Here is a 24231-nt window from a genome sequence, read left to right as displayed (position 1 = left end):
CCGATACCGAAATTTCGCCGATCGCCGTTCGGATGCGCGACGCGTGAAAATGAGGCACGCATTCGTCGACGATCACCGGCGCATGAATCTGTGGTAAATGCCGGTGTGGCGGTCGCTCGCCGCCCGGCATGAGGCGCGGCAATGTCTGATGATGCGCTTGTCTCGACAGTCCATCGAATGGTGCTGGAGTATGTCCGGAGCCCTTCACTCAGGCATTTACGCGATCCGCATGCCTCATATCGTTTCGCTCGTGAGCTCGTCCTTGCCATGGGGAGGCGGGAGACGATGTGGGGGAAATGGACGGATACTCGCGAGCAACTGGCACGGACCGCAGCGTATTGCTGGATTCCTACGGAGGATCTTCAGGAAGCTCTGAACGCGATGGCTGGAGAGCGGCTCACGATCACCGACGTCGCTCAGCGGCTCCGGGCCTTCAACGAGGAGGCCTACGAGCCCTGGCCGCAGGATGAGTTGCAGGAGGGCTGCCTCGAGATTTACCGCCGCGAACGAGCTGAGGGTACCGGGATGGCAGCGATTGTCGGAGCCATTCAGGAGTTTGTGGAAGGCAGGGGAGCGGCGTTGCAGGAGGAACAGCGTCGACGATATCGGGAGACGGTCGAAGCCAACAAGATCGCTCTCCAGGAACGTCTCCGGTCCGGTGCTGATTGCAAATGGACCCCGCTCGACGGTTCCCCTCATGTTTTTTGCCGGATCAACGGCAGAATCTACCGGCTGGACACGATGGTGGACGGGACGGTGCTCTTGCAGCGGATTGCTGATCTTAAAGATGTGAAAGGTCAGGTAGTCGGCCGATATCGACGGCGTGCGGACGCCACAAAGGCGCTAAAAGAAGTCGCCTACGCGGCCGAGCCGGGCTGGTAGCCATCGCCCGGACGCCCGGCATAAGTCCGCGCCGCTACGCTGAGCGAGGCCGCCGCCCTCAAGGGTGCACAGGACCTCCCCCAGCAATCGGGCCGGTCGGGAGGATCACCGTTTCTGAGTGACCGTAGAGTCCCCGCAGGTCAGCGTGCCGTACGCGAAACTGGCTGCGTCGTTTCAGTTTTTGAATGCCATCGACGATTTCGAGCTTAACCGCAGGATCGTAATAGATTGTACCAGTTGCGAACGCTTTGAGAAATATGATGAAGTCTGTTTGCTCGCATAGCAGGATCTGAGAACCATAGGCATATCGGGGCGGCGGGCCGTCGGCGAGTGCAGGCACATAAGCCGCCTGAGCGTGCTTCCTGTTCCAGTGAGCCATCATTGCTGCGAAAGACCATGTCGCTGCAGGTTCGCCCTCACGCGTCAGTAGTTCGATACCACCGTTGATGTCGCCGATTTTGCCGCTTGAGGGATCGAAGCCGCGGATCGCCATGCTCAGACCTGTGTCAGCGTGGAAGTCCTTCCCGCATTTGTAGACGCCCCCAAAATTGATCCGGCCTTCGCGACCCTTCTTGTCGGCGTAACCAAAGCGCCGGAGAAACTCCGTTACGGATTGATCTTTGTAAATTCCGCCGTTGGGTTCCGGCGTCATAAGAGTGACCGGTGTTTTGGGGCGATAGTTCCGGAAATCGGTCACCGCATATTGCTTGATCTCCCAACCGAGAAAGTCGGGTTCTGCATAGCCGTTGGGCGTGATCCCGAGCTCGGCTTCCAGCGTGTAACCGCCGCCATTCTGTGCGCGATAGGGGTGTTTGATCCCGTCCGCGCCGAGCTTTTGCGACGGGATCCACCCCCGATCGGAAATGCGGCGCAGTTCCTCGAGAAGGCGTTCCCGAGGATCGCCGGCTGATGTGAGCGAAAAGGGAAGCTCAAGGAATATGCCGAGTGTCGGCCATTCGCGGGCAATAAGCTCTTTGGCCGCCGGATGATCCTCCCGGACGGCAAAACCAAGTACAGCACCCTCCGGCGTCGTGCCCAGAAACAGCACACGACCAGCATCACGCACGGTCATAATGTCGGATGGTGCTGCGCGGCATCCCTTGAGGAAGCCCGACATGCGGACTTCAGGATAGTCGGGATAAAGGATGAGGTTGGCGTCGGGTGCGAGCGTGAGCCCTTCCTCGCTTACCCAGAAAAAACGAACCTTTGCCTTCGGCCGGTCCTGCTTGCTTCCCCGGATCTGCCGTTGATCGATTTCGATCTCGGAATGCGGGATCACATTCAGCGCGGCGAACCCGCCACCCAGATAGACCTGGTTCTTGGAATTATCGTTGGGCGAGAGCTTCTTTGCATAAATTCGGGAGGCACCATGCTCCCGCATGAGCCCCAGCACCCCGGCAAGCGACGCAACCAAATCATTTCCCCGAAATAACGATCTGAGCCTCGTCCGACTTTACCCATCCGATGAGGCGCTGCACAGCCTCTGTCAGGTCGAGCCGCGTTCGCCCTTTCAATGCACATTCCCAGACGATGCCAACTCTCCACCCTTCTGCTCTGAGCTGATCGAGAGCCCGGGCATCATTTACGACGTTTCGTCCGATCTTTTCGCGCCAGAATCCCTCGCGCGTTGCGGGCCATTTGAAGAGATGGCAGTCATGCCGGTGCCAGAAGCACCCGTGAATAAAAAGTGCGGCCCGGTAGCGCGGAAAGATCAGATCGGGTTTCCCGGGCAGATCCTTCGCGTGGATGCGATAGCGCAGGCCCGCCGCGTGGAGCGCGCGGCGGACCAGCAATTCCGGTTTCGTGTTCCCGCCCCGGATCGCAGCCATATTGCGGCTGCGGGTCACGGGGTCGTGGACATCGGCCAACTCAGGCGGCTTCGAGCAGGTCCGCCCGTTCGACCAGCGCCTGGATATGCGGCTGCATGATCCGCGCGACCTCGCAGAAGACGGGCACGGCTACCGAATTGCCGAACTGCTTGTAGGCCTGCGTATCACTGACCGGGATCCGGAAGTCGTCCGGATAGCCCATCAGGCGCGCACATTCGCGCGGCGTCAGGCGCCGCGGATTTTTGCGCTTGCCCCGGCTGACGAGAATTTCCGAGCCATCCTTATAATAGCGTGCCGATAGTGTGCGGGCGACGTCGTCGGGCGTTACCAGCCCGAAGCCGAATCCGTTGCCGGCGGCCTTATGCTTGTCGGCATAGCCCTGCAGATACTGCCAGAGCTTGTCGGTAAGCACATATTTGCCGTTCACCACCGCGTCCGGCCCCAGAGTGAAATGACTTTCGGCTGTCTCGCTGCCATTCTCCGGGTGCAGAATGTCTCGCAGTCGGGTGTGGCCTTTGGGGGGGAGCTGCAGATCGTCCCACGTGAAGGGGACCTTCTCGCTGAAGCCCACGATTACGATACGCTCGCGGTGCTGGGGCACGAAGTGCTGGGCATCGATGACTTTCGCATCGACATGATAGCCAAGCTCGTCCTCCAGCGTCCGCATGATCACCTCGATCGTGCGGCCACGGTCATGACTCTTCAGATTCTTCACATTCTCGAGCATGAAGGCCTTCGGCCGCTTCCTCTCAAGGATGCGGGCCACGTCGAAAAACAGCGTGCCCTGCGCTTCGTCTGCGAAGCCATGGCTGCGCCCCAGAGAGTTCTTCTTCGAGACGCCCGCGATCGAGAAGGGCTGGCATGGGAAGCCTGCCACCAGCACGTCATGATCGGGGATCTCGTCGGTCGGAATTTGCGTGATATCCCCATGGAGCGGGTGATTGTCGCGGAAGTTGGCGGCATAGGTCTGCTGCGCAAACTTGTTCCACTCCGAGGTGAAAACGCAGTGGCCTCCGATCGCGTCGAAACCACGTCGCAGGCCGCCGATGCCGGCAAAAAGGTCGATGAAATTGAAACGGCTCTGCGATCCCGCAGAGCCCGTTTCGCCGATCATTGAACGAAGCGTGGCGAGTACAGCTTCACGTGGCTTGCCATCGCCATTCTCCCAGCGATAGAGCTGCCGGACGCTATATCCAAGCCGGTCGGACAGGTCTTCGAGGGAGACGCCGGTCTGGGCCCGAAGTGCCGAAAACGAGCTGGGATACATAGGAGCTCCTGGGACTATTTATGCCAGGATGTCGATTTTTGACCCAGATAGCAAGCCGTCTGAGATAAAAATTCTTGCTTTGTTCTGCTGTGGTCGCTCGTGCTGCGTGCCGGCTGCATGGCGTCCCGTTGAACCGGCCGGGCTCTGTTCCGCTGGCGCTCCATCGAGCCGCTGGCGCGTCTCGCCGGCTTCGCCGCGACGATCCCTGACGCTGGGGCCGGAGCTGCGCACCGGCATGCGGCCATCGCGTGACCCACGCGATGGCGTTGTTGATCGCGGCCGCTGAAGGGAGCGGGGTGGGCGTCGCTGCCCTTTAGTCCCGTCGCGGCGGGCCGCAACCCGCTCCGCTTCGCTTCGGGGTTCTCCGCTTCGCTTCGATCCTTCGGATGCAGCCCGCCTCGGTCGCCGGGACTGCCGGTTCGCTCCTGCCGCCCACCCCGCCCCCTCCGGCGCCGGGTGCGGTTTCGAGGGAAGGAGCAGGATCATGAGCAGGATAGACGCCAACGCGAACGCATCGAGCCTCTACGATCAGGTCACGAGCCGCATCATTGCCGAGCTGGAAGCGGGGCGGCTGCCATGGGTGCAGCCCTGGGATGCCGCAGGCTTGTCCGCCGGTCTCCCGCGCAATGCCGGCACCGGCCGATGCTATTCGGGCATCAACGTCCTCATCCTCTGGTCGACGGTCATCGAGCGTGGCTATGGCCATCAGGCGTGGCTTACCTACCGGCAGGCCGAGGCCCTGGGTGGGTATGTTCGTACGGGCGAGCAGGGGGAGACGGTCTGTTACGCCGACCGCTTCACACCGAAGGATGAACAGGAGCGAGCGGCCACTGCGGGCGACGAGGCGCGCCAGATTGCCTTTCTGAAGCGCTTCACCGTCTTCAATGTCGACCAGTGCGAAGGCCTGCCGGACGTGCTGCCCGGCATCGTGGCGCCGCTTCCCGGGCGGCAGGTCATCCCGCATGCCGAAGCGCTGATCGACGCGACCGGTGCGGACTTCCGTATCGGTGGAGATCGCGCGTTCTATGCGCCGGAGCCGGACTTTGTGCAGGTGCCGCTGCCCCAGCTCTATCGCGTTCCGATCGATTTCTATCGCACCGCGTTTCACGAGCTTGGCCACTGGACGGGCCATGCCTCGCGGCTCGGTCGCGATCAGTCCGGGCGCTTCGGCGACGCCTTCTATGCACGCGAAGAGCTGGTCGCCGAGATGACGTCGGCCTTCGTCTGCGCCGAACTGTCGATCGAGCCCAAGGCGCGGCATTCGGATTATATCGGTTCGTGGCTCGAGGTGCTGCGCGAAGACAATCGCGCGATCTTTCGCGCCGCATCGCAGGCCAGCAAGGCCGTGGACTTCCTGCTCGCTTTCCGCGGAGAAGCGGGCGCGGGAGAGGTGTCATGAGCGCCGAGAATCCCGAGGTCTATGTCGACCCCTTCACGGGCGAGCGGATTTCCGCACCTGCGCCCATCAACTGTACGCCCGAGGAGGTGGACTGCGCCGTTGCGAAGATACCGAGGTTCGAACGGCGCATCCTCGTGCTGCACCGTATCGATGGTCTCTCCTTCCAGCAGATTGCGGAGCGGGAAAGAATCTCAGTCCGACGCGTGGAGAAGGCGCTCGTCAAGGCGCTGACCACTTTCCGACACGCCCTCAAAAAGATGGGCAAGCTGGGTTGATGGCTGCCACAGCCCGCGCATTGACGCGGGCTGTGCATCTTCTTCTGCGCTGCTAGGAAAGCATGTCATGCGCGATCAGCTCGATCCTCTACCGGCCTCCCGTCAGCGCGAGCTGGAGCATGTCGTGCGCCTCCTGTTCGAGGAATTCGAGGCGGCGACGCGCACCGTCAATCAGGCCTTTGCCAAGCAGGCGCGCATCCTGAAGCTGGTGCTCTACGGCTCCTTCGCGCGTGGCGATTGGGTCGACGATCCCGTCGGCGGCTACCATTCCGACTACGACATCCTTGTCGTCGTCAACGACGAGCGACTGACCGATTTCGACTATTGGTCGACGGCAGAGGACCGGCTGATGCGCGAGGTGACGATCGCGAAGACGCTGACCGCGCCCGTCAATTTCATCGTCCACAGCCTCACCGATGTGAACAACCAGCTCTACAAGGGTCGACCCTTCTTCATCGACATCGTCCGGGAGGGCGTGGCGCTCTATCAGGCCGAGGGCTTCCCCTTCTCGACGCCGGGTAGGTTGCCGCCCGAAGAAGCGTTGGAAGAGGCCGAGGGGCACTTTGCTTACTGGTTTGCGATCGCTGAACGATCTCTCCGCACTTTCGAGCTGCAGAGAATGGAAGGAGACGATTTGGGGTGGCGCCGAAAGGCCGTCTTTGAACTCCATCAGGCGACGGAACAGCTCTATCACTGCACGCTTCTCACGTTTCGCCTTTACTCGCCAAAATCGCACAAGCTGAACTTCCTGCGCGGGCTGGCCGAGGACATCGCACCCGCGCTGATCGACGCGTGGCCGCGCGCCGACCGCTTCAGCCGGCGCTGTTTCGAGCTATTGCGGCAGGCCTATGTGAATGCCCGCTACTCCGATCATTACGCCATCAGCGGCGAGGAACTGACATGGCTCGGCGAGCATGTCGTTGAGCGGCAGGCGCGCGTGAAACAAGCGTGCGAGCAGCACCTCGCCGAGGTGCGCACCGCGCTTCCCAAGGCCGCCAAATAGAGCTTCGGCCGAGCGAAATCGGGCCGCGCTGCGCGCGGCCTTTCACCCTCAGGAAAGCGGCAGAAGGGTGGGATCGAGCGCCTTGAGAGGTCCCCGGCGCAACCAGTCGACGACCGATCCGACGTGCGTATTCTCATCGGACATCGCTGCCACCTGAACCCCATCGAGTGCCGAAACCAGCCCCTGATCGCGCGAAATCATGCCCGACATTGGTGCAATCGTCGCCCACTCGATCGACCAGTCCAGCACCGCGATAGGACCGCCCTCGGTCCTCTCGACACTCAGGATTCCGGCGCCCTCGATCAGCGTGTGGAAGTCGTGACGGTCGCTGGCGGCATCATAGCTTCCCTCGATCAGGCTACCATCGGAGAAGGCCAGAACGAAGGGCAGACCACGCCGCGCATAGGGTGCGATAAGCACCGTCTCGACGTCACCGATGATGCGGATATGACCGCCACGCCCACCCCTGATCGTGATGCTCATGCTCGCCCCCGCTGCCGATTCCCTTGTGCCTTAATTGAGAACATATCATGAACAATGGTGATGGGCGAGACGGGAGGAGCGGCTGAGATAGGGCGGCGGAGAAGAGATTGGGGCCAGAAGGCCAGAAGGCCAGAAGGCCAGAAGGCAAGATGAAAAGCCCTGCCTCCGCTGGAGGTCGCAAGTGGCGCCTGCACGTCCTTTTTTGTGGAGGCAGACCACGTTGTCGCCGGGGTGATGCCTCCGATGTGATCTCGCACCTGTACAGATCGCAAGCTTGCCTGCGGCTTTGCGCGAGAGACAGGATTGGAGGCCCTTGCAGCGGCGGTCGGCCATCGCCTCATCACCGGTTCGTAGCGGAGATGACGACATGGCCGACGATGACTTCGAGCTGTGGCTGGGCCGATCGCTTCCCGATCGTTCGGTTGTGGGAAGCCTGCGCCGCTCCACCAATCTGGCGGGCGGTCGGACGCGGACCATCGTTCGATCGCGGCGCTTCACAGGCGAGCAGATCGGACGTGGCGGCTCGATTGCCCGGCTGCTCTCGACTTCGGACCACTACACCGGTCCTAGAGCGCGTCGCGTGGTGGTGAAGACCCGTTACGTGAAGATGGCGGGCAAGGGGGCTAGAAGGGCGGCCGCCCATCTGCGCTATCTCCAGCGCGATGGCACGACGCGGGATGGCGAGCGGGGCACGCTCTACGGGGCCGATCGGGACGTGGCGGAGGGCAAGGTTTTCCATGAGCGGTGCACCGGCGACCGCCACCAGTTCCGCTTCATCGTCGCCGCTGAGGACGGGGCGGAATATGAGGATCTGAAGCCGCTCGTCCGAAAGCTGATGACGCAGGCAGAGCAGGATCTTGGTACCCGGCTCGAATGGGTTGCCGTGGACCATTTCAACACCGGCCATCCGCACAGCCATATCCTGCTCAGAGGCAAGGATGACAAAGGCGGCGATCTCATTATCGGCCGTGAGTATCTGACGGTCGGGTTGCGCGTGCGCGCGACTGATATCGTCAACTTCGATCTCGGGCCACGCTCGGAAATGGAGATGGCGCGCGCCCAGGCCCGCGAGATCGAGGCTGAACGCTTCACCCAGATCGACCGCCGGCTGGTGCAGGCCGTCGATATCAGCGGCCTAGTGTCGCCCACCGATCCGAACGGCATGGAGCAGGCCGCGCGCGCCGGGCGCCTGCAGGCGCTCGGGCGCATGGGTCTCGCGAAGGAAGAGCGGCGCGGGCACTGGCGGCTCGATGCCGAGCTGGAGACGACGCTCCGCGCCATGGGCAGGCGCGGCGACATCATTGCCACGCTTAATGCCGCGTTGGCGCGAGACCGCACCGATATCTCGCCTTCCGACTATGCCATTTACGAGCCGCGCCATGCTGCGACGGCTGAGCTGGTAGGACGGGTGATAACCACCGGCCTTTCGGACGAGCAAGACGACCGGCGCTACAGTGTGATCGAAGCGACCGATGGCCGCGCCTGGCATGTCGATCTGGGTGAGCTGGACCAAGCGCCCGCGCTTGGCACGATCGTCAGGGTCGCGCCGACGCCTGTCGTTGTCCGCAACGCTGACAGGACCGTCGCCGAGATCGCTGCCGCCAATGGCGGCCTCTACGACGTCGACATTCATCTCAGGCATGACCGATCGGCGAGCGAGGATTTCGCGACCGCCCATGTCCGGCGGCTGGAAGCGTTGCGCCGGGCCGGTGCCGACGTGACGCGGCTGCTGGACGGGCGCTGGGAGATCGACGCTGATCATGTCGAGCAAGTGCGGGAGCATGAGCAGCGTCGCGCCGAACGAAAGCCGGTGATCATCGACACGTTGGCGACCCAGCCGCTCGACCGGCTGACGCTGCATGATGGCGTGACGTGGCTCGATCGGGAGATGGTCGCGGACAAGCCGGCGCGACTGGAGCGTGGCTTTGGTGAGGAGGTGCGGCGCGCTCAAAATCTGCGCCGGCAATGGTTGGTCGAACAGGGTCTGATCGCGGCGGATGCCGATCGGCTGCCCGGAGACATGCTCGATCGGCTCCAGCGCCGAGAGCTGGTGCGCCTTGGCGCCCAGTTGTCGCAAGCCCTTGGGCTCGAGTTTGGCGAGACGCAAAACGGCGAGCGGATAGAAGGTCGGCTCGAGCGCATCATGCCGGTCGGCGACAGCAAGTTCGCCCTCGTCGAACGGTCGCACGATTTCGTGCTGGTGCCTTGGCGGCCGAGCCTTGAGAAGCAGATCGGCAAACAGGTGTCCGGCATCGCACGGGCGGATGGCTCGGCAAGCTGGACGATCGGAAGGGATCGTGGTCCCAGCATCGGATGAGGCGGGACGTGCGTGGTTCTGCGGCGCGGTGCGTACTGGTGCATATTTCGGTGGCAGCGGTGGATGGCTACGATCGCCACCATGCACACCGCCAAGACCCGCCACCAATTCTATCTGCCCGACGCGCTGTCGGCGAAGCTGGACGCGCTGGCGGCCAAGCCCGGAGCCTCAAAAACGCAGATCCTGTCGGACGCGCTTGCGGCCTGGCTCGAACGCGGCGCGCTGAGTGATCTTGATGGGCGTTTCGGGCTGCGGCTCGATCGGCAGAGCCGGACGGCCGAGCGGACCGAGCAGAAGCTCGATCTGCTGACCGAGGTGCTCGGCGTCTTCGTTCAGTATCAGATGACGCTCACAGCGCATCAACCGAGCTTCTCCGCCGAGACCACCAATCTCGGACGGAAGCGTTACCAGAACCTGCTCGACATCGCAGGGCAGCGGTCAGCGAAGCGGCGCAGCGCACCGGAACCTATCAAACCGAAGGAGTGATCTGATGGATCGTGACATCGCGAGCTCGCCTCTAGCGCCCATCACCGTTCGGATCCGGGAAGCCTGCCGGATCACCGGGATCGGCCGGTCGAAGCTCTATGAGTTGATCGCGGCTGGCGAGATCGAGACAATCAAGGTGGGTGCCATAACTTTGCTGCCTGTCTCGGGAATTGAGAGATTCCTTAAACGATGCGCAACACACCTTGCTGGATAGCGCTTGGCCGTCCGTTTTGGTGCCGAATTGACGCTGAAGCTATACCAGATAAATGATCTGGCGCGGTTGCACCGTGAGTGGAAGATTATCAGTGAGGCGGTAATGGACTCTTAAGCTAAGGCAGCCTTGGGAGGCATGTCTGAGGAGGGCCGACGGCCATGAGGTTCGGCGCCTTCTTTTTTCGTTTGCCGCTCTTGTCGCCTTTAAGACATTTTCACTGTCGATCTGTCGGAACATGGCCGACAGTCACCACGCCCGCCCAGCGCCTCATGCCGGTCGTAGTCTGTCGATGATGGCGTTCCCGATTGCATACATGCCGAATGCCACGTTTGATCAGGTCATGGCGAAGATCGATAGAAACCGAAATTCCCGTCATGCTATCAATATCAACGGAATTGCTCTTTACCGACCGTTGTCGATGTTCGGTGCGGACATGGTTCGCGTTGTCGGTCTTTCGAGTGAATTGCTTTGACAAATTACGTCGGCGAAGTTGCCCGGGCAGTTCATCAAGCTCTTGAAGAGCCCCGTAACCTGAGGCACCTAGGAACCGCGCATCGGCGCTGGGGAAGGAATGCGCATGCCGGACAGCGGCGACCGAAAGATTGAAAAGGCGTTTCGTCCGCGCGCAAGATTGCTTCAGCTGCTTGGCGACCAGCTGATCGGGTCGGCCAAACTGGCTGTTTTCGAGCTCGTCAAGAATGCCTACGATGCAGACGCGAGCAAGGTCACGATTACGCTGGGCGACTTGGCCGGTAACGAGCCGTGGATCAGGGTCGACGATGACGGGCAGGGCATGTCGTTCGAGACGATCTCGGATGTCTGGCTCGTCCCGGGCGACGACCATCGTCAGCAGCAGCGGGAACGGGAAAGGCGCTCCCCGAGATTCAACCGGCTCCCACTGGGTGAGAAGGGTCTCGGCCGGTTTGCCGTCCATAAGCTTGGGGACCGCATTCGTCTCGCGACCCACGCCGCTGGCCAGAGGGAGTGTTTCGTCGACATCAACTGGTCAGACGTCATGGAAGCCCGGTTTCTCGACGATGCGCCAGTCACGGTTATCGAACGCGATCCGAAGATGTTCAGCGAAAACGAAACTGGCACGAAAATCCGGATCGACCGGCTGAAGCAGACCGAGTGGACCCGCCGCGACGTCCGGGATCTCTACCGACAGGTAACGTCGATTTCCTCGCCATTTTCCACAAAGGAAGCGGACTTCGAGGTGGAGCTTCTAGTACCCGACCATCAGTCATGGATAAGCGAGCTGCCCGACGCCCGCGAGCTCCTGGAGCGCGCGCCGTGGAGGTTCACCTTTGAATTCGACGGGAAGGCCTTCACCTACAAATACGAGTTTCGCGGTGTGCCGAACATCCGGCTCGAGCCGCGGACTGTCGAGGCCAATGAGCCGCTTCAGGTTCTCGTTCCCGAGGATACCGATGACCTTGATCCGGCGTCCGCTCCGCGCCGACGACGCGTACCGAAGGTCGTTGCCGATGAGGAGATGATCGAGGGCATCGGACCGGTTAGCGGCAGGCTGTACGTGTTCGATCGTGACAGCGACGTCCTCACGCAATACGCGCAGTCCAGACTGATCGAACGCTATCTCGACCAGAATGGTGGCGTTCGTATCTACCGGGACGATATCCGCATTTATAATTACGGCGAACCGGGAGACGATTGGCTCGGGCTTGACCTGCGGCGCGTCAACAGTCCGACCCGCAATCTAAGCCGCAACATCGTTATTGGCACCGTGGACCTAGATTTGCGGCGTAGCCGTGATCTGCGCGAGAAAACGAACCGCGAAGGTTTCGTTGAGAACGGCGCCTACGCCCGCCTGCGACAGATCGTTCTTGGCGCGATCAGCGTCCTTGAGACAGAACGGCAGAAAGACAAGCGCGGTATCCGTGCCCTGACAGGCAAGGCGCCCAGCAACGACCGCGATGTGGCCGGACCGATCAGCGATGTGAGAAAAATCGCCCGGCGACACGGCCTTCTTGACGAAATCGATCCGTCCCTTCGCCGTGTCGAGCAGGAGTTTCGCACACTTCGTGAGGATTTCCTGCGAGCTGGCATTTCGCAGGTCGGCTTGGCGATCGTTTTCCATGAGGTTGAGCGTGCGATCGGCGCGCTGAGTGCCGTCTTCGATTCGGATATCAGCATCGAGGCGGTACGCGAACAGGTTGGCCAGCTTCAGGGTGTTCTCGAGACGTCGACGCAGCTTCTGCGGAAGGGCGACAAGAAGTCCCACTCGTTGCAGCAGCTCGTACGACGAGCTCGCGATCTCAGCGCCGTCAGGTTGCGCGCGCATCGCGTGAAGCTGATCTGCCCCGCTCTCGAACGCGAGGAGAGCGAGAAGCCGATATTTGCTTTCGGCCTTGCTCTCGGAGCCCTGACCAACCTGATCGACAATGCGATCCACTGGCTTCGTGTCGCCATGCCCGATGAGGACGGGCCGACCCCCCGGCAGCTCTTCATCGACGTCACAGAGTATGACGGACGACCCGCGGTGATCGTCGCGGACAATGGCCCCGGTTTCCGCGACCCACCCGCGCAGGTCGTGGAGCCGTTCTTCACCCGTCGTCCCGACGGGATGGGTCTGGGCCTCTATTACGCGAACCTCGCCATGAACCTGAACGACGGCGAGCTTCTTTTTCCGGCGATGGACGATTTCGATGTGCCTGAAGGGTTTAACGGGGCGATCGTCGCGCTGGTGTTCAAGGGGGGAATCTGAGCATGGTTTTTACGCAGGGACGCTACGTCGTCATCGATGACGACGAAAAGGAGCTGCGACAGCTTGTCGATGCCCTGCACGACATTGGCGTTCCATGCGTCGCCTTGCGATATGATGACGTTGAGGGAGTGAAGTACGAGCACCTCGGATCTGTCCGATTGCTTTTCCTCGACCTTCATTTGACGCCGGGATCCCAGCCCGGAAACATCGCCCAGCCTGCTGCCGTGATCGTGGGAATGCTGGAAGAGGGCATCCAGCTCGCCGGTGGCCCCTACGTGATCATTCTCTGGACGAAACACGAGGAAGAGAAAGGTGCCTTCGAGGACTACTTGATGGCCCGCCTCGATCCGACAAAACGGCCTCTCGCTGTACTGGCGCTCGACAAGAACAAGTACATGGCCCCGAACTCCGGCGCGAAGCTGAGCGCCGACGTTTCCGATATCATTGCGAGCGACCCGCGCCTGAAAGCGCTTCTGCACTGGGAAAAAGAGGTACTTCGTGCAGCCAGCGCGACGCTCTCCGAAATCGGTGCGATGGTCGGAGATGGCGACCGCGTGCCGGGTCGTTTTTCGGAAAGGCTGGACGAGGTACTGAGCCTACTCGCACGCGAAGCGATCGGCCGGCGTCACGCCGCCAATGATCCCGCCGGTGCAATGAACGCGGCCCTCATGCCGATCTTGGCGGATCGCATCGTCAACCAGCAGTCCCTCCCTGAATCGACCGAGATCTGGCAGACTGCCGCCACACACATCTTGAACGCTCCCGAGCCAACGATCGAGGCTGCCGCCAAGCTAAACACCATGCTGCACCTAGCGTTTCCCGCGTCCGAGCGCATGACATCGTCGAGCTGGGGCGCCGTCACTTTGCTGCCCGCGACTGAACAGTCCGACCCGGCCATGCGGGCGCGCTTCGATCTCACCCGTAACCAAGTGATCTGCGATGCGCTGCGAGTAGAACACCATGCGGATCGCGCTTCTGTCCGGCTCGCTCTTATTCGCATTGGCGCCAGTTGCGACTATGCCCAGAACAGGGTTGGTCCCATGCCGTTCGTGCTCGGCGCGATCATTCCTGATGAGGCGGCAAGCCGTCGCGAGCGCCTTCCGGCTTCGGAATTCAAGTCGCCCGCATTTGTCCTCGCTGGCGAAGAGGCTGCTTCCCGCCTGATCTTTAATCTTCGGCTTCAAATCTCACTCACTGCGGCGCAAATAAACGGCTGGCGGCCAATCTTCAGGGTGCGCGAAAGCCTTCTGATGCAGATCACCTCGCATGGCGCCAATCATGCGACCCGACCGGCGATCATCAGTTTCCGTGGGGCCGAGCCAACGGCACCGGTTGTGGCGCCGACGGTCGCTACCCCCGAGACCGGCAAGGATGTTTCGGCCGTGGAGGCATGATTTCAAGAGACTTTTACTCAAAAATCACACCCTGCCGACCCGCATTGGCAATCTCAAAAAGCGGCACCATAGCGCTACCCAAAGCCTGCCAGTTGGCAAATGGCCAGTCTCGGCCGTTGGGTATGATCTGAACGAGCGATCGGTTTCGGTGTGGACTCAAGCCCACCGCGAATGTCGAGTTGTGGGTCATGCCATTTGCGGTAGGAATGTTGACGCCCGACTGAACCGCATCCTCAGTGTGCCTGCGGATGACCGCTATCCTCGATGGTTCCCGGAACCTGCCAGAGCGCAATCGGTCAGCAGCGGGCGATCCAAGGCTGTGTGCTAGATTATCCGCGGCGGCCTTGGCGAAGGGAAGCTCTCCACGCTCACTCGCTTAGAGGTTGGCAGTCGGCAATCAAACTTCGCGGCCGGATATGGGAAGCTAAGATGCTTCACCCCGGCACCTCACAAGCGGCAACCGACACAGCGCGGCCGGCAACTGAATAGAAGGGATTGCGCGAAGTTCCTTCGCGGCTTCGCCCGCCGATCGTCGAGAATCGTTGATGGCTGTGGAACGGTCGTATTGGGGGACATTTCTGCCGGTCGCCGCTGCTACTGGGAACGTCCGGTTACGCCTAAATCGGCCGCTCGTCGGGGCGCGCAAGCCCTCTCCCCGATGTCGGGGCCGTTCGGCGATGAAGACTGACCGAACTCAGGCCGAAAACCAGGAAAGCAGACCTTCGTTCAGACGCTCAGCACTACGGTCGCGGGCACCACGAGGATTGGACCGATGAGGAGCCTGTCGAGGTCACCCGGTCCGGTCCCAATCCCGGATGACCACTTACTTCAGCCAATGGCCAAAGTCGTCGGAAACGCCTGCCGCATGCCAAGGGTTCTTCCAGATATCGTAGTAGCGGATGTCGTTCGACGACGGCTTTGGCGAGCATTCGGTGATGTACACGACGCACGGCATTGCAACGGCATCGCCGATGAGCAGCGCCTCGCCCTGCTCCAGCGCGGGCAACCCTGCGGTCAGATTGCCGAGTGTGTCGGGCAGCAAGCGCTTCACATAGGCTTGGTCTTCCGGGTTGGTCAGGCGCATCGCCAAGAAATTGCTGCACTGAGAAAAGATCGTCTCCGAAATCTCCGATGGGCGCTGGCTCGAGATCATCAGGCTGACCCCGTATTTCCGACCTTCCTTGGCAATTCGCTCAATCGAGTTCAGCGAAGCCTTGAAACGCGCGAGATCGCTGCGCGGCGCATATTTGTGGGCCTCCTCGTAGACGAGCAGGAATGGCGTCTCGCATTTGCCCGTCTGACGGCGCGCGTGATACGAAAAATCGAACAGAAGCCGCGTCACCAGCGATACGGTTATGCTGAGGACCTCAAACGGTATGCCGCTCAAATCGAGGATGGTGACGTTGGCGCTCGAGGTCTTCTCATAGCCGGTTATTTGACGGATGACGTCTTCGAGGGTCGCCTGCGCAGCTAGTGGGCCGAACATGAAATCGAGCTGCGAATTATTGATCTTCGCCGATATTCGCCGGACGAACTTGTCGATCGTACCATCGGCATAGGGGCCGTTGTTAATCTTGCCTGTGGCTTTGAAAGCGAAGTCCACCGATTGAGTGCAATAGGCGGTCAAACGCGCGCGATCGTCGGCATAGGTGACCGAGTTCCCGTCCTTAGTCTTGATCGTGAGCGGATCGTTCGCATCCTTGGTCTCCCGCGAGAGATTGGCGAAGCAAGCCTGCAGATGGGCGATGTCGTACTTCAGGGGACTGTCGAAATTGACTTTCGCGACCCCAGGGTTGGCCATCTCCTTGCAATGCGTGATGATCGTCCGAAGCAACGCTTCCTGATTGTAATTGTTGCTGTCGCCCGACTCCAGGAACATGTCGCCCATCTCGCCGTCGTTGAGCAGCCAATAGGGGAGCACGATGTCGTCGGCAGACAGCAGCTTGGCCGTGGGAAAGGCGGATGCATATTCGCCGTGGATGTCGAAAATGACGATGTGCGAATTGTTGAGCCCGGCGTATTCGTGCGACTTCGCGGCCGTTGCCTCCTGCAGAATTCTGGACACGCTGGACGATTTTCCCGACCCCGTCGCGCCCACCACGGCGATGTGCTTGTTGAAGAAACGGTCGCCGTGGACGGGAACCTTCACGTCCCGTTGCCGCGTGAGCGAGGAGAAGCAGCACCGTTGCTGTTCCTCGAAAGCATTGGCGTAGATCGCAGCAATTTCTTCGCGGGTCGCGGGTACGACCCGCTTGGGCGGAATTGCAAGTTCATCGCCGCCGCGCCGAAAGATGTTCCCCTTGAGTGTGCCGAGTGGATAGGCATCTATCATATAGACGCGCTGGTGATCATCGCCCTTCGCCCGCATTTCGATTGAAAAGCTTTCGATGATGCAGATCAGCGAGACATTATCGTTGTCGGAAACCTTTAGGAACGATCCGACGCGCAGCGACTGCCCGGCGATCTCGAACGACAGGAGATCGTTGACGGCAATACGCACCTTGTTCGGAAAAACCGAGACGACCTCGGCGTTGATCTCACTCTCGCCCATCCCACTTGCTCCCTAGACGATTTTCATAGCCATCGCAGCGCTGCGCACGGGCACCGAAATCTGCCGAAACTTCGCGTCGATCGCCTGCGGTTTGCCGGCATGAAGCTGGACAACGAGCCGGCGGCGTACCGATGCATCGAGCGCGGCGGCTAACTGCGCGCCGTCGCCGACGATGCGGGCCGCGATCGGCTCAAGCGCCGTCTGAGCGAGCAGGAGCTGCTGTGTGGTGAATGGCGCCCCAAAAAAGGCGTAGCCGTCTGTGATCCGGTAACTCTCGCCTATCAGCCGGCTCTTCAGTTCAACGAGATCCGCGGGGTCGATGCCGGGAAAAAAGAAGAAAGGCGCGTAGCGTTCTTTCGCCGGTTTGGACTTCGACCTGTGGCTGCTCCATCCGCCGATGATGTGGCGCACAAGGGTGATCAGCATATCCAGGGTTTCGGTGTCGGGCAGATCGATGATGAAGAAGCGGTCGTGATTCTCGACGTTGAGGCGGGCAAAATGTGCTTCGCGGATCAACCTGCAGTAGGCCGCTTCGCTTTCCCTGCGGAGCGCCCAGGCCGAATAAACGGCGACGTTGGGCTGGATCTGCTGGAGGAAATCCTTGCGCGTCGTAGTCCGCGCGGCTTTCGACGAAGCGCTCGAGAGCGCTGCCATTGCTGAGAACGCCGACGGATAACTGTATAAATTGGCTTCGTCCTCGGCCACCCCGAGCGCTGCGCGCAGCGCTTCAATGACCCGTGCTCGGTGCATGTCGAACGGCTCGCTGAGAACAACCGTAAACCGGTCGCAAAAGATGGTCAGATCCTCGTCCGACGCTCCCAGCGCGGTTTGCAGATTGATCGTGGTTTTGACGCGACTCCCGGTCGCGGGATCGACCGCGTACTGGGCGCGGACGAGCACGCGTTGCATATCGGCAAGCCCATAGGACGTCGCTACGCCAGCCGAGTCCTTGAAGTAGCCGTAGAGGACGTATTTTTTCCGGAGGCGAACGTCCGCCGGATAGCGAAGGAATCCCGTAATCATCGGCAGAATGGCGTCACGCAAAGTCGAATCCGTGAGCTTTTGCGCTTCGTAGTACTTGACCTGTCCATAGGTCTGGGTCTCGTCCGCGATAACGTCGAAGTCTTCGACCCCCTCTACGGTGATCGACTCGGACTTAGTAGCGCTAAGCACGGCGAGAATGCTCGCATCGAACTGATACATGTAGCCGCGGATCGTTGCCGTCGCTTCGCGCTGCGCTTCCTGAGCTTCCGCTTCGGTCATGCCGCGGTCTCGGTTAGTGAGAGTCGGTTGGCCGGAACGGCCCGGTCATTGGCTTCGAGAATCGCGAGCGTCTCGGCCGCCACCGATGTTGCCGCGACCGCTGTCGCATCGTCGCGCTTCTCCTCGAGTTCGACGAGAAGGGCGTGGCGTTTGCGCACGAACGCATTCCCCAATTGCCAGTCCGCCGTGTGAACGAATTTCATGAGAGCCCCCGAGCGACCAAGCGACTTGCGTTTAGTCCGAGCGCTCGATGCCTGACCTTGAAACGCTTTGCTAGGGGCAGAATAGAACCGCCCTCAACGCCGAGCAATCTGGTGAGCGCCGAATTTGCTTCACTATAGCAAACAAAAGCTCATCGGCACGAGAAATGCAAAGATGATGTAACTTTTGTCCGGCCGAACGTTACCGAGAACCAACCGGAAACAATCCATATAAATAACCGCATGGTCTGTGTCTTAGAAATTGCGCAAAGTGCGATTTTTGTGCTGCTGCGCTCGTCATCATTTTAGCAAGAAGACAATGGCTTTTTCTGCAGTTACTGGGCTGCGACCGGCAAACGGTTGCAGTAGCTTTCGAGCGGCCGCCGATCGTGAGTAGCGTCCGAATTCGGCTTAATGAAGGACTGCTTTTGGAGAACGAGGCAATCTATTCTAACGTCGGGTATGTCGGCGGCTGCCAACGGCCCGCTATGGTCGATCTGAGCGGCAGCTTCCGAAGAGATCGGACGTTCGTCGGCCTAAACTTGAACGACTGGCGCTGGTCGCGAACTGCCTATCGGTTTCGACTCCGGGCAGTTGCCGTCAGGTTGGTGCTATCTGACGAAGAGGCGTCGGTCTGGAATGCGCCCTATTCCGGCGGTTCCAAGTATTCTACTTTGCTCCTGAAAGCTGACATCTTTTCATAAGGAGCGAGACGAGCGATACGGCTGCGCTTGTAACAAGGCACTCGGTCTGCTTATCGACCAAAGTCGATTAAAGCGCGTTTAGGTTCATCTGTACTTCCAACACGGATAAAAAAATGAGGCGTTTATCCCCTTGACCCACGTTAGGCATTCGGGCATATGCTGATGCATGAGCAAGAAGCCCTCCGCCGTTGTCGCCATGTCGGTTCGCGAGTTCTTCGCTCGCTTCCCCAATGATGACGCCTGCCTCGTTCACATCATGAATGTGCGCTTTGGCGGCACGACGATGGATTGCCCCGCGTGCGGCGTTGAAGGCGAGTTCCACAAGCTGCGCGATCGTCGCGTCTATGCCTGCCCGAACTGCCTTCACCAGATCGCGCCCACGGCGAACACCATCCTGCACGACACCCGCACGCCACTAGTTTCGTGGTTCTATGCGATGTATCTATTCGCCACCACGCGCCACGGTGTCAGCGGCAAGGAACTCCAGCGCCAGCTTGGCGTGACGTACAAGACCGCTTACCGGATCGGGATGCAAATCCGCACGCTGATGGGCAAGGCGGATTTCGACGGCCTGCTCTCGGGCCACGTGCAGGCGGACGAGGCTTATGTCGGCGGTCGCCGCTCTGGTGGCAAGCGCGGTCGTGGCGCCCCCGGCAAGACGATCGTGATGGGTATGAAGGAAGAGGGTGGCCCGCTCGTTACCCGCATCATCCCCGACGTGAAGAAGCCGACGCTGCGCGCGGTCGTGAACGAGAATGTCGAGAAAGGCTCTGTCGTCTCGACGGACGAACTGATGTCCTACGGCTTACTGGAAGGCGACGGCTACGTTCATGGCTCCGTGAAGCACGCCGCGAAGGAATGGAGCCGCTACGATTACCGGCAGGGCGTGACGCACTCCACCAACGCCGTGGAAGGCTTCTGGCGGCTGTTCAAGGCGTCGGTGCGCTCCACCCATGTGCAGATCAGCGGCAAGCATATGGCGCGCTATCTCGACGAGTTCACTTTCCGCGCGAACCACCGCGAGCGGATGAACGCGATGTTCGATCTGATGGTTGGGGCGCTGTAGCCTTCGCGACTAATCGGTCGAACTCGGCTGGGTCGGCGGGGCCTACGCCCGCCGCCTCGGCTTGGGCAATGAAATCCTCCAACCGTCCCTCGGCTAGGGCGTCAGCTAAGGTAAGGCGTTTGTCAGGCTTCAAGCCGCATCCTCGTCGTCTAGCCGCAAACGGTTGCTAAGCAGCGGAAGCAAGTCGTTATTCTCGTCCACGCGAAGCATCCGAAGATCCTTCACAGCGCGGCCGAACCAAGCGAACCGGCGATCGACGTCCTGAACAGCCAGCACGCAGCGAACAGCATCTGAATCCTGGTCACCAAAATAGACACTTCCCTGCACACGCCCAAACCCGTGCTCGGCGAACACGGTCTGGATTTTCGCATAACAGGTGCCGCGCCAGTTCGCACCGCACATCGCTTCCGCAATCTTCCCATCAAGATCGAAGGTAATCGCGTACACCCTTCCAGCCCTTCTATGAGCCGCTTTTGGCGGCGTGGTGCGCTTCGGATCGAGACGCACAACAGTCATGGGAGGCCCTTTCGGAAAGCGGGTGAACACCGCGTTCCTATAGACGAATCTCTCATGATTTGCTAGCAGAGAGCCGTGGCGGGGATCGCTCTCCGCCACGGCGTCCACTAGCTCTCTAACAAGAGCAATGGGTAGCTAAGGGGTTGCCGCCCCCGCCACCCGAAGGAATGATGGCTCATTCCGGTGGTCTCCTTCTTCTTGCGCGTGCAGCGCGGTTTCTGAGGCGTCCATGGCATCCGCTGCGGACGCCTCATTTATTGGGCGGGCATATTTGCCCACGATCTCAAGGGCCGTGTGAGGATCGTTTACCGTCCATCCGGCCTTCCCATGACTCGTAATGTCTATGCTGCGAGACAGCAGCGCTCCCACCGCATTGATTTTGTTGTCGCCGGTGATGCCGACGTTCTTAGACTCGAGAATCTCGACCAGCCGCCGCGTCTTGATCGGCATCTGGGGCGTAAGGAGCATGGCCCTCATGCACTCTGCTATGATCGTACGTCCATAATCGCCGAACCCATCCATCCCTACTTTCGGCCTCGGGCTGGCGGCAGGCTTCTTCTCGGCGACTGCATTAGCCGAGGCAATTTCGACGACTGAGGTTTCGACGATTGTGGCGTTAGGTTCTGCCGCCGGCTCAGCACCATACGCCGCGAGCAGGTCGCGAACGGCCTTAAGCTTGCGCTCTAGCTCCCGTTGCTCAGCCTGCATGCGAGCGATGAACTCTGCTTCCACGGCGATGACTCCTAAACCTCAGCAACGCCATATACGGGAACGAACGGGGAATTGGAAGCGTGGCGTTATACGTCACAACTCACAATATGGTCGTTTCGGCTGCGCAAAATGGCCCGGAAAAGCGGCTCGCTTTGCCAATTATGTGGTATCGGCGATATGCAGATATCTTTATATGAGATTTCGCGTCACCGCGTGGCAGGCAAGGAGGATGCAGGAATCATGATCGGGCTACTGGCGATGGCGGCGATATGAGCTTTGTCGAAGACCATGAGCGCCGGGCAAGTCGCAGGCGCGTGGCCGCGCCGGGCTGTGGCGTCTATGCCGTGGTCGCCATCATCGTGATTGGGATTAGCACCATCGCCTTCACGCTCGGCGACTGCTGGGAACCGCATTGCCACGACGCCACCGATCGGACGTTCGGCCGCATTGTTCTAGCGGTAGGGGTAATCGGGGTGGCTCTAGGTGTTCTGCTGACGTGGTGGGCGTCGCGCTCGCCGGATCGCGACTAGCCTATCCGGTTAGGCCGCTAGGCCGCGACCTTCATTGCAACGTGTGTGTGTGGGATAAACGCCTCGCAGTTTAACTCAGACCGCAGAGGAAGAACATGTCACAGCGCGGCTGCGACTTGACCCCGACATGGTCGGGCATCCGGCGAGCGCGCGCGAGACGATGGAGCTCGAATATTGGCATGGTCCGCAATATTCAGATGATATTGCGGCAATCCCTTCGGGCGTCACCGAACATAAGAGCAGCGATGGCGAACGGCATTATTCGGGGATCGACAAGACTCAGCTATGGTGGAAGGCACCCGAAGTCCGCCCCGGCGGTAATAACGAGCGCATAGTGCGCACCTTCGAGGTCGAGGAGCTTGTCGAGGACCCAAGTCACGGTCTTGGCGGCGGCGCCTATGGATGTCGCTATGGTCATGCCGAATATGATCTTAATGCAAAGGCTGTATCCCATTTCGATGGAGCGATCCGCGCCTATGACGGCGATGCCTATCTCGATCGCATCGATCATCGGATCGACCGCGCCGGCAAGTATGCCGACTACACCAAGCTCTTTCGGCTAGACGGCGAGATCCCGGTGCCGCGCTGGAAGGCTGTCCTAACGGACTGGTTTCGGGGCAACCGCTTAATCCCCGAATATTTGGGCGCTACGGAAGCCGACCTAGCTGAAATGAGTGCGCCCGCCGCTTCCACGGAATTGGCGATTAATCCCGCGCTGAGCGCCTTTCTGTGTCTTGAGCGTGCCCCAGGCCCACCGGGCGATCGCATAACATTGTTGGCCCAGAGCAGAGTGAAGATTGATGGCCAGACCGTCGATGTCGTCGAGATCGGACGTGGCAATCTGGGGGCGGTGATGCAACGCTGGAAGACGCCCGACGTGACGACGATCGCGGCGCGGGACGGGACCGCCAACTTGGCCCGTATCGTTCTCGCCGGGGATCCTCCAACCGAAGCGGACTGGGACAGCGTTGCGAAAGCGCTCGGTGCTGCAATCCTGGAAGAGACCGAAGGCGGGGCGCTAAGACGGGTGGCACTCGCGATCAGTTGGCATGGAGCGGGCGTGCGCAGTACCATCTCAATCGAAGGCGAGGCCAAGCGTGTCGGAAGCCTGCTCATGGTATCATCCGTTGTCGTGCGCCCGGAAGGAGTGGCGAGCCTGTGGATCGAGCCGTTCCGCGATGCTCTCCAAGCATTGGCTCCCGATCTTGAAGCGCCGGTCGATTGCCCCGGCAGCGTAGCGCAGCTTGGTAGGCTAACCCTCGACCGGGGAGCTGCGGTCGAATATGAGATCCACTTGGGTACAGCGCGGATCGACGAACGATAGCCGAGGCAAACAAAGGTGCGCATCTTGGTTGTTGCGCGCGACCTTTTCGGCCGCCCCAATTGCATGCTCGGCACCATCCTTCGCGATCGAGCTGATCATCACTTTCGTTTTGGGGAATGCCGCGTGCAGGTTGTGCATGTTCCGATCTGGGTAGCGAGAAAAATCACCCCGGCCATGGCTGTTCGGGATGCAAAGTGGATCGCCTGAAGCTATGCTTCGTCAAAGCGCCTCATTGACGTCGTTCGGCGATGCGAACGACCATCCCAGAATCTGCCGTTAGTTCATACAGATACTGCACTGAGGTCCTACCGCGAAATTTCTCAAGCGTCCGGATGTGGTTTCGCCGACTGCAGTGAATGGATCGGTGTGAATGGCTGACACGGATTGTAGCACTGAACGAGGGTGCGGAGATGGCTGACAGCCCCTATCCCCACCATCGCTGAGAGGCTGCCTTTGGGCAGCTTCTCAGCGCGCCAAGGGCGTGTCGGCCATGCCGTCGACAGGCAAAATCGTCTGAGTTTCAGCGTCGTAGACAACGAGGACGGTACCGCCGACGGGCTTATAGGGAAACAATCGCCGCAGATCCTCTTCGCTCACGCGTTCAGCGTGGATATCGCGCATAAGGTCCAAGAATATCTCGATGCCTGCCTCGGTCGTCTCGGGGGAGACATCCTTGCGGATAAGCAGCTTGACGCGAAGCGTAGGCAGTAACTCGCAGCCGACGGCGAAGCCGGCGCTGTATGGGGTTTCGCGCACCTTGCCCGGGCTGCCCGTGAACTTGATCTCGAGCGGATGCGCCTTGTGGAACAGCCTCGTCGTTCCCTTCTTCACGGCCCTGTAGGCGTCCTCACCGGCTTTCGACAGGAAGCCGTTGAAGAAGCCCGCGGCGATGAATAGGCCCACGGCCGTCGGCAGATAGAGTTCGATGCCAGCGTAGGGGCCGGTCGGTATCCTGAGCACGGACGCCGCCGCACCAGCAGAGCGAAGCTCCTCCACGACCTCAAATTCGAAATCCTCGGATAGCCACTCGGCAATGCCCACTAGGATATCTGGGCGTTTGTCAGCGTTCTCCATGCACTTCTCCGTTTGCGG

At 60.5% G+C, this 24231-nt stretch carries 24 protein-coding genes; 14 read left to right on the top strand and 10 right to left on the bottom strand.

The genetic code is table 11. The features are described 5' to 3' along the window. The first annotated feature begins 141 nt into the window (after window positions 1–141). Window positions 142–882, top strand: a complete 741-nt coding sequence (locus tag ST3T6A_RS0101900; RefSeq protein ID WP_026359346.1) for a hypothetical protein — start codon at window positions 142–144, stop codon at window positions 880–882. A 58-nt stretch (window positions 883–940) separates the two neighbouring features. Here ST3T6A_RS0101900 and ST3T6A_RS0101895 read toward each other — a convergent pair whose 3' ends face one another. From ST3T6A_RS0101895 to dcm, 3 genes are read right to left on the bottom strand one after another with little or no spacing between them, the layout of a single operon-like run. Continuing rightward, window positions 941–2296 carry an MvaI/BcnI family restriction endonuclease gene (locus tag ST3T6A_RS0101895; protein WP_019831193.1) on the bottom strand — a complete coding sequence of 452 codons (1356 nt, stop codon included), beginning with the start codon at window positions 2294–2296 and terminating at the stop codon, window positions 941–943. Between the two features lies 1 nt (window position 2297). Then, the gene (locus ST3T6A_RS19090) at window positions 2298–2729 is read right to left on the bottom strand and encodes a very short patch repair endonuclease (RefSeq protein WP_235785707.1); all 432 of its coding nucleotides are present in this window, start codon (window positions 2727–2729) and stop codon (window positions 2298–2300) included. Between the two features lie 22 nt (window positions 2730–2751). After that, on the bottom strand, window positions 2752–3978 hold the full coding sequence (dcm, locus tag ST3T6A_RS0101890) for a DNA (cytosine-5-)-methyltransferase (RefSeq protein WP_019831191.1): 1227 nt from the start codon (window positions 3976–3978) through the stop codon (window positions 2752–2754). Between the two features lie 484 nt (window positions 3979–4462). On the opposite strand from dcm, the gene ST3T6A_RS0101885 reads away from it, so the two are divergent. The 3 genes from ST3T6A_RS0101885 to ST3T6A_RS0101875 all read left to right on the top strand — a co-directional run bounded on the left by ST3T6A_RS0101885 (window position 4463) and on the right by ST3T6A_RS0101875 (window position 6655). Then, window positions 4463–5377, top strand: coding sequence for an ArdC family protein (locus ST3T6A_RS0101885; RefSeq protein WP_019831190.1), 915 nt, complete (start codon window positions 4463–4465; stop codon window positions 5375–5377). Beyond that, complete coding sequence (locus tag ST3T6A_RS19085) at window positions 5374–5652, top strand: RNA polymerase sigma factor (protein WP_019831189.1); 279 nt, start codon at window positions 5374–5376, stop codon at window positions 5650–5652. Before ST3T6A_RS0101885 ends, ST3T6A_RS19085 begins: the two co-directional genes overlap by 4 nt. Window positions 5653–5719: 67 nt before the next feature. Continuing rightward, complete coding sequence (locus tag ST3T6A_RS0101875; protein ID WP_019831188.1) at window positions 5720–6655, top strand: HEPN domain-containing protein; 936 nt, start codon at window positions 5720–5722, stop codon at window positions 6653–6655. A gap of 48 nt (window positions 6656–6703) precedes the next feature. Here the strand turns inward: ST3T6A_RS0101875 and ST3T6A_RS20685 are convergent, their stop codons facing one another. Continuing rightward, complete coding sequence (locus ST3T6A_RS20685; protein WP_019831187.1) at window positions 6704–7138, bottom strand: hypothetical protein; 435 nt, start codon at window positions 7136–7138, stop codon at window positions 6704–6706. 367 nt (window positions 7139–7505) lie between these two features. Here ST3T6A_RS20685 and rlxS point away from each other — a divergent pair, with 367 nt between their 5' ends. The 6 genes from rlxS (at window position 7506) to ST3T6A_RS0101845 (ending at window position 14274) form a co-directional block, all read left to right on the top strand. After that, complete coding sequence (rlxS, locus tag ST3T6A_RS0101865) at window positions 7506–9455, top strand: relaxase/mobilization nuclease RlxS (RefSeq protein WP_019831186.1); 1950 nt, start codon at window positions 7506–7508, stop codon at window positions 9453–9455. A gap of 63 nt (window positions 9456–9518) precedes the next feature. After that, window positions 9519–9941: a ribbon-helix-helix protein, CopG family gene (locus tag ST3T6A_RS0101860; protein WP_019831185.1), complete on the top strand. Its 423-nt coding sequence runs from the start codon at window positions 9519–9521 to the stop codon at window positions 9939–9941. A gap of 4 nt (window positions 9942–9945) precedes the next feature. Next, a complete protein-coding gene (locus ST3T6A_RS0101855) occupies window positions 9946–10155 on the top strand; it encodes a helix-turn-helix domain-containing protein (protein ID WP_019831184.1) in 210 nt (69 codons plus the stop codon). 235 nt (window positions 10156–10390) lie between these two features. Next, window positions 10391–10627 (top strand): hypothetical protein, encoded by a 237-nt coding sequence (locus tag ST3T6A_RS21350; RefSeq protein ID WP_157602326.1) that lies wholly within the window; start codon window positions 10391–10393, stop codon window positions 10625–10627. A gap of 105 nt (window positions 10628–10732) precedes the next feature. Then, a complete protein-coding gene (locus tag ST3T6A_RS0101850) occupies window positions 10733–12880 on the top strand; it encodes an ATP-binding protein (protein WP_019831183.1) in 2148 nt (715 codons plus the stop codon). Between the two features lie 2 nt (window positions 12881–12882). Further along, entirely contained in the window at window positions 12883–14274 is a 1392-nt protein-coding gene (locus ST3T6A_RS0101845) for a hypothetical protein (RefSeq protein ID WP_019831182.1), read from the top strand. An 823-nt stretch (window positions 14275–15097) separates the two neighbouring features. Here the strand turns inward: ST3T6A_RS0101845 and ST3T6A_RS0101840 are convergent. Genes ST3T6A_RS0101840 through ST3T6A_RS0101830 form a run of 3 tightly spaced genes read right to left on the bottom strand, consistent with a single transcriptional unit; the run spans window position 15098 to window position 18291 of the window. After that, complete coding sequence (locus tag ST3T6A_RS0101840; protein ID WP_019831181.1) at window positions 15098–16825, bottom strand: ATP-binding protein; 1728 nt, start codon at window positions 16823–16825, stop codon at window positions 15098–15100. Between the two features lie 12 nt (window positions 16826–16837). Beyond that, complete coding sequence (locus ST3T6A_RS0101835) at window positions 16838–18088, bottom strand: hypothetical protein (RefSeq protein WP_019831180.1); 1251 nt, start codon at window positions 18086–18088, stop codon at window positions 16838–16840. Continuing rightward, the gene (locus ST3T6A_RS0101830) at window positions 18085–18291 is read right to left on the bottom strand and encodes a hypothetical protein (protein WP_019831179.1); all 207 of its coding nucleotides are present in this window, start codon (window positions 18289–18291) and stop codon (window positions 18085–18087) included. The genes ST3T6A_RS0101835 and ST3T6A_RS0101830 overlap by 4 nt, the downstream gene beginning before the upstream one ends. Before the next feature lie 867 nt (window positions 18292–19158). On the opposite strand from ST3T6A_RS0101830, the gene ST3T6A_RS0101825 reads away from it, so the two are divergent. Then, window positions 19159–20058 (top strand): IS1595 family transposase, encoded by a 900-nt coding sequence (locus ST3T6A_RS0101825; RefSeq protein WP_019831178.1) that lies wholly within the window; start codon window positions 19159–19161, stop codon window positions 20056–20058. A gap of 129 nt (window positions 20059–20187) precedes the next feature. Here the strand turns inward: ST3T6A_RS0101825 and ST3T6A_RS0101820 are convergent, their stop codons facing one another. Both ST3T6A_RS0101820 and ST3T6A_RS0101815 read right to left on the bottom strand, forming a co-directional pair. Further along, complete coding sequence (locus ST3T6A_RS0101820) at window positions 20188–20574, bottom strand: virulence factor (RefSeq protein WP_157602320.1); 387 nt, start codon at window positions 20572–20574, stop codon at window positions 20188–20190. A 135-nt stretch (window positions 20575–20709) separates the two neighbouring features. Beyond that, window positions 20710–21306 (bottom strand): hypothetical protein, encoded by a 597-nt coding sequence (locus ST3T6A_RS0101815; RefSeq protein ID WP_019831176.1) that lies wholly within the window; start codon window positions 21304–21306, stop codon window positions 20710–20712. Window positions 21307–21554: 248 nt separating this feature from the next. Between ST3T6A_RS0101815 and ST3T6A_RS0101810 the strand changes: the two genes are divergently transcribed. The 3 genes from ST3T6A_RS0101810 to ST3T6A_RS21340 all read left to right on the top strand — a co-directional run bounded on the left by ST3T6A_RS0101810 (window position 21555) and on the right by ST3T6A_RS21340 (window position 23346). Further along, entirely contained in the window at window positions 21555–21815 is a 261-nt protein-coding gene (locus tag ST3T6A_RS0101810) for a hypothetical protein (protein ID WP_019831175.1), read from the top strand. Window positions 21816–21942: 127 nt separating this feature from the next. Further along, the gene (locus tag ST3T6A_RS21345; protein WP_157602317.1) at window positions 21943–23139 is read left to right on the top strand and encodes a hypothetical protein; all 1197 of its coding nucleotides are present in this window, start codon (window positions 21943–21945) and stop codon (window positions 23137–23139) included. 63 nt (window positions 23140–23202) lie between these two features. Further along, on the top strand, window positions 23203–23346 hold the full coding sequence (locus ST3T6A_RS21340; RefSeq protein ID WP_157602314.1) for a hypothetical protein: 144 nt from the start codon (window positions 23203–23205) through the stop codon (window positions 23344–23346). A 258-nt stretch (window positions 23347–23604) separates the two neighbouring features. Here the strand turns inward: ST3T6A_RS21340 and ST3T6A_RS19075 are convergent. Further along, the coding region (locus tag ST3T6A_RS19075; RefSeq protein WP_037537452.1) for a hypothetical protein at window positions 23605–24231 on the bottom strand (627 nt) is incomplete at its 5' end.

This window comes from Sphingomonas sp. PR090111-T3T-6A (assembly GCF_000383095.1).
GTDB lineage: Bacteria > Pseudomonadota > Alphaproteobacteria > Sphingomonadales > Sphingomonadaceae > Solisphingomonas.
Note: the sequence above shows the minus strand (reverse complement) of the source record. Positions and strands in the feature narration are given on the sequence as shown.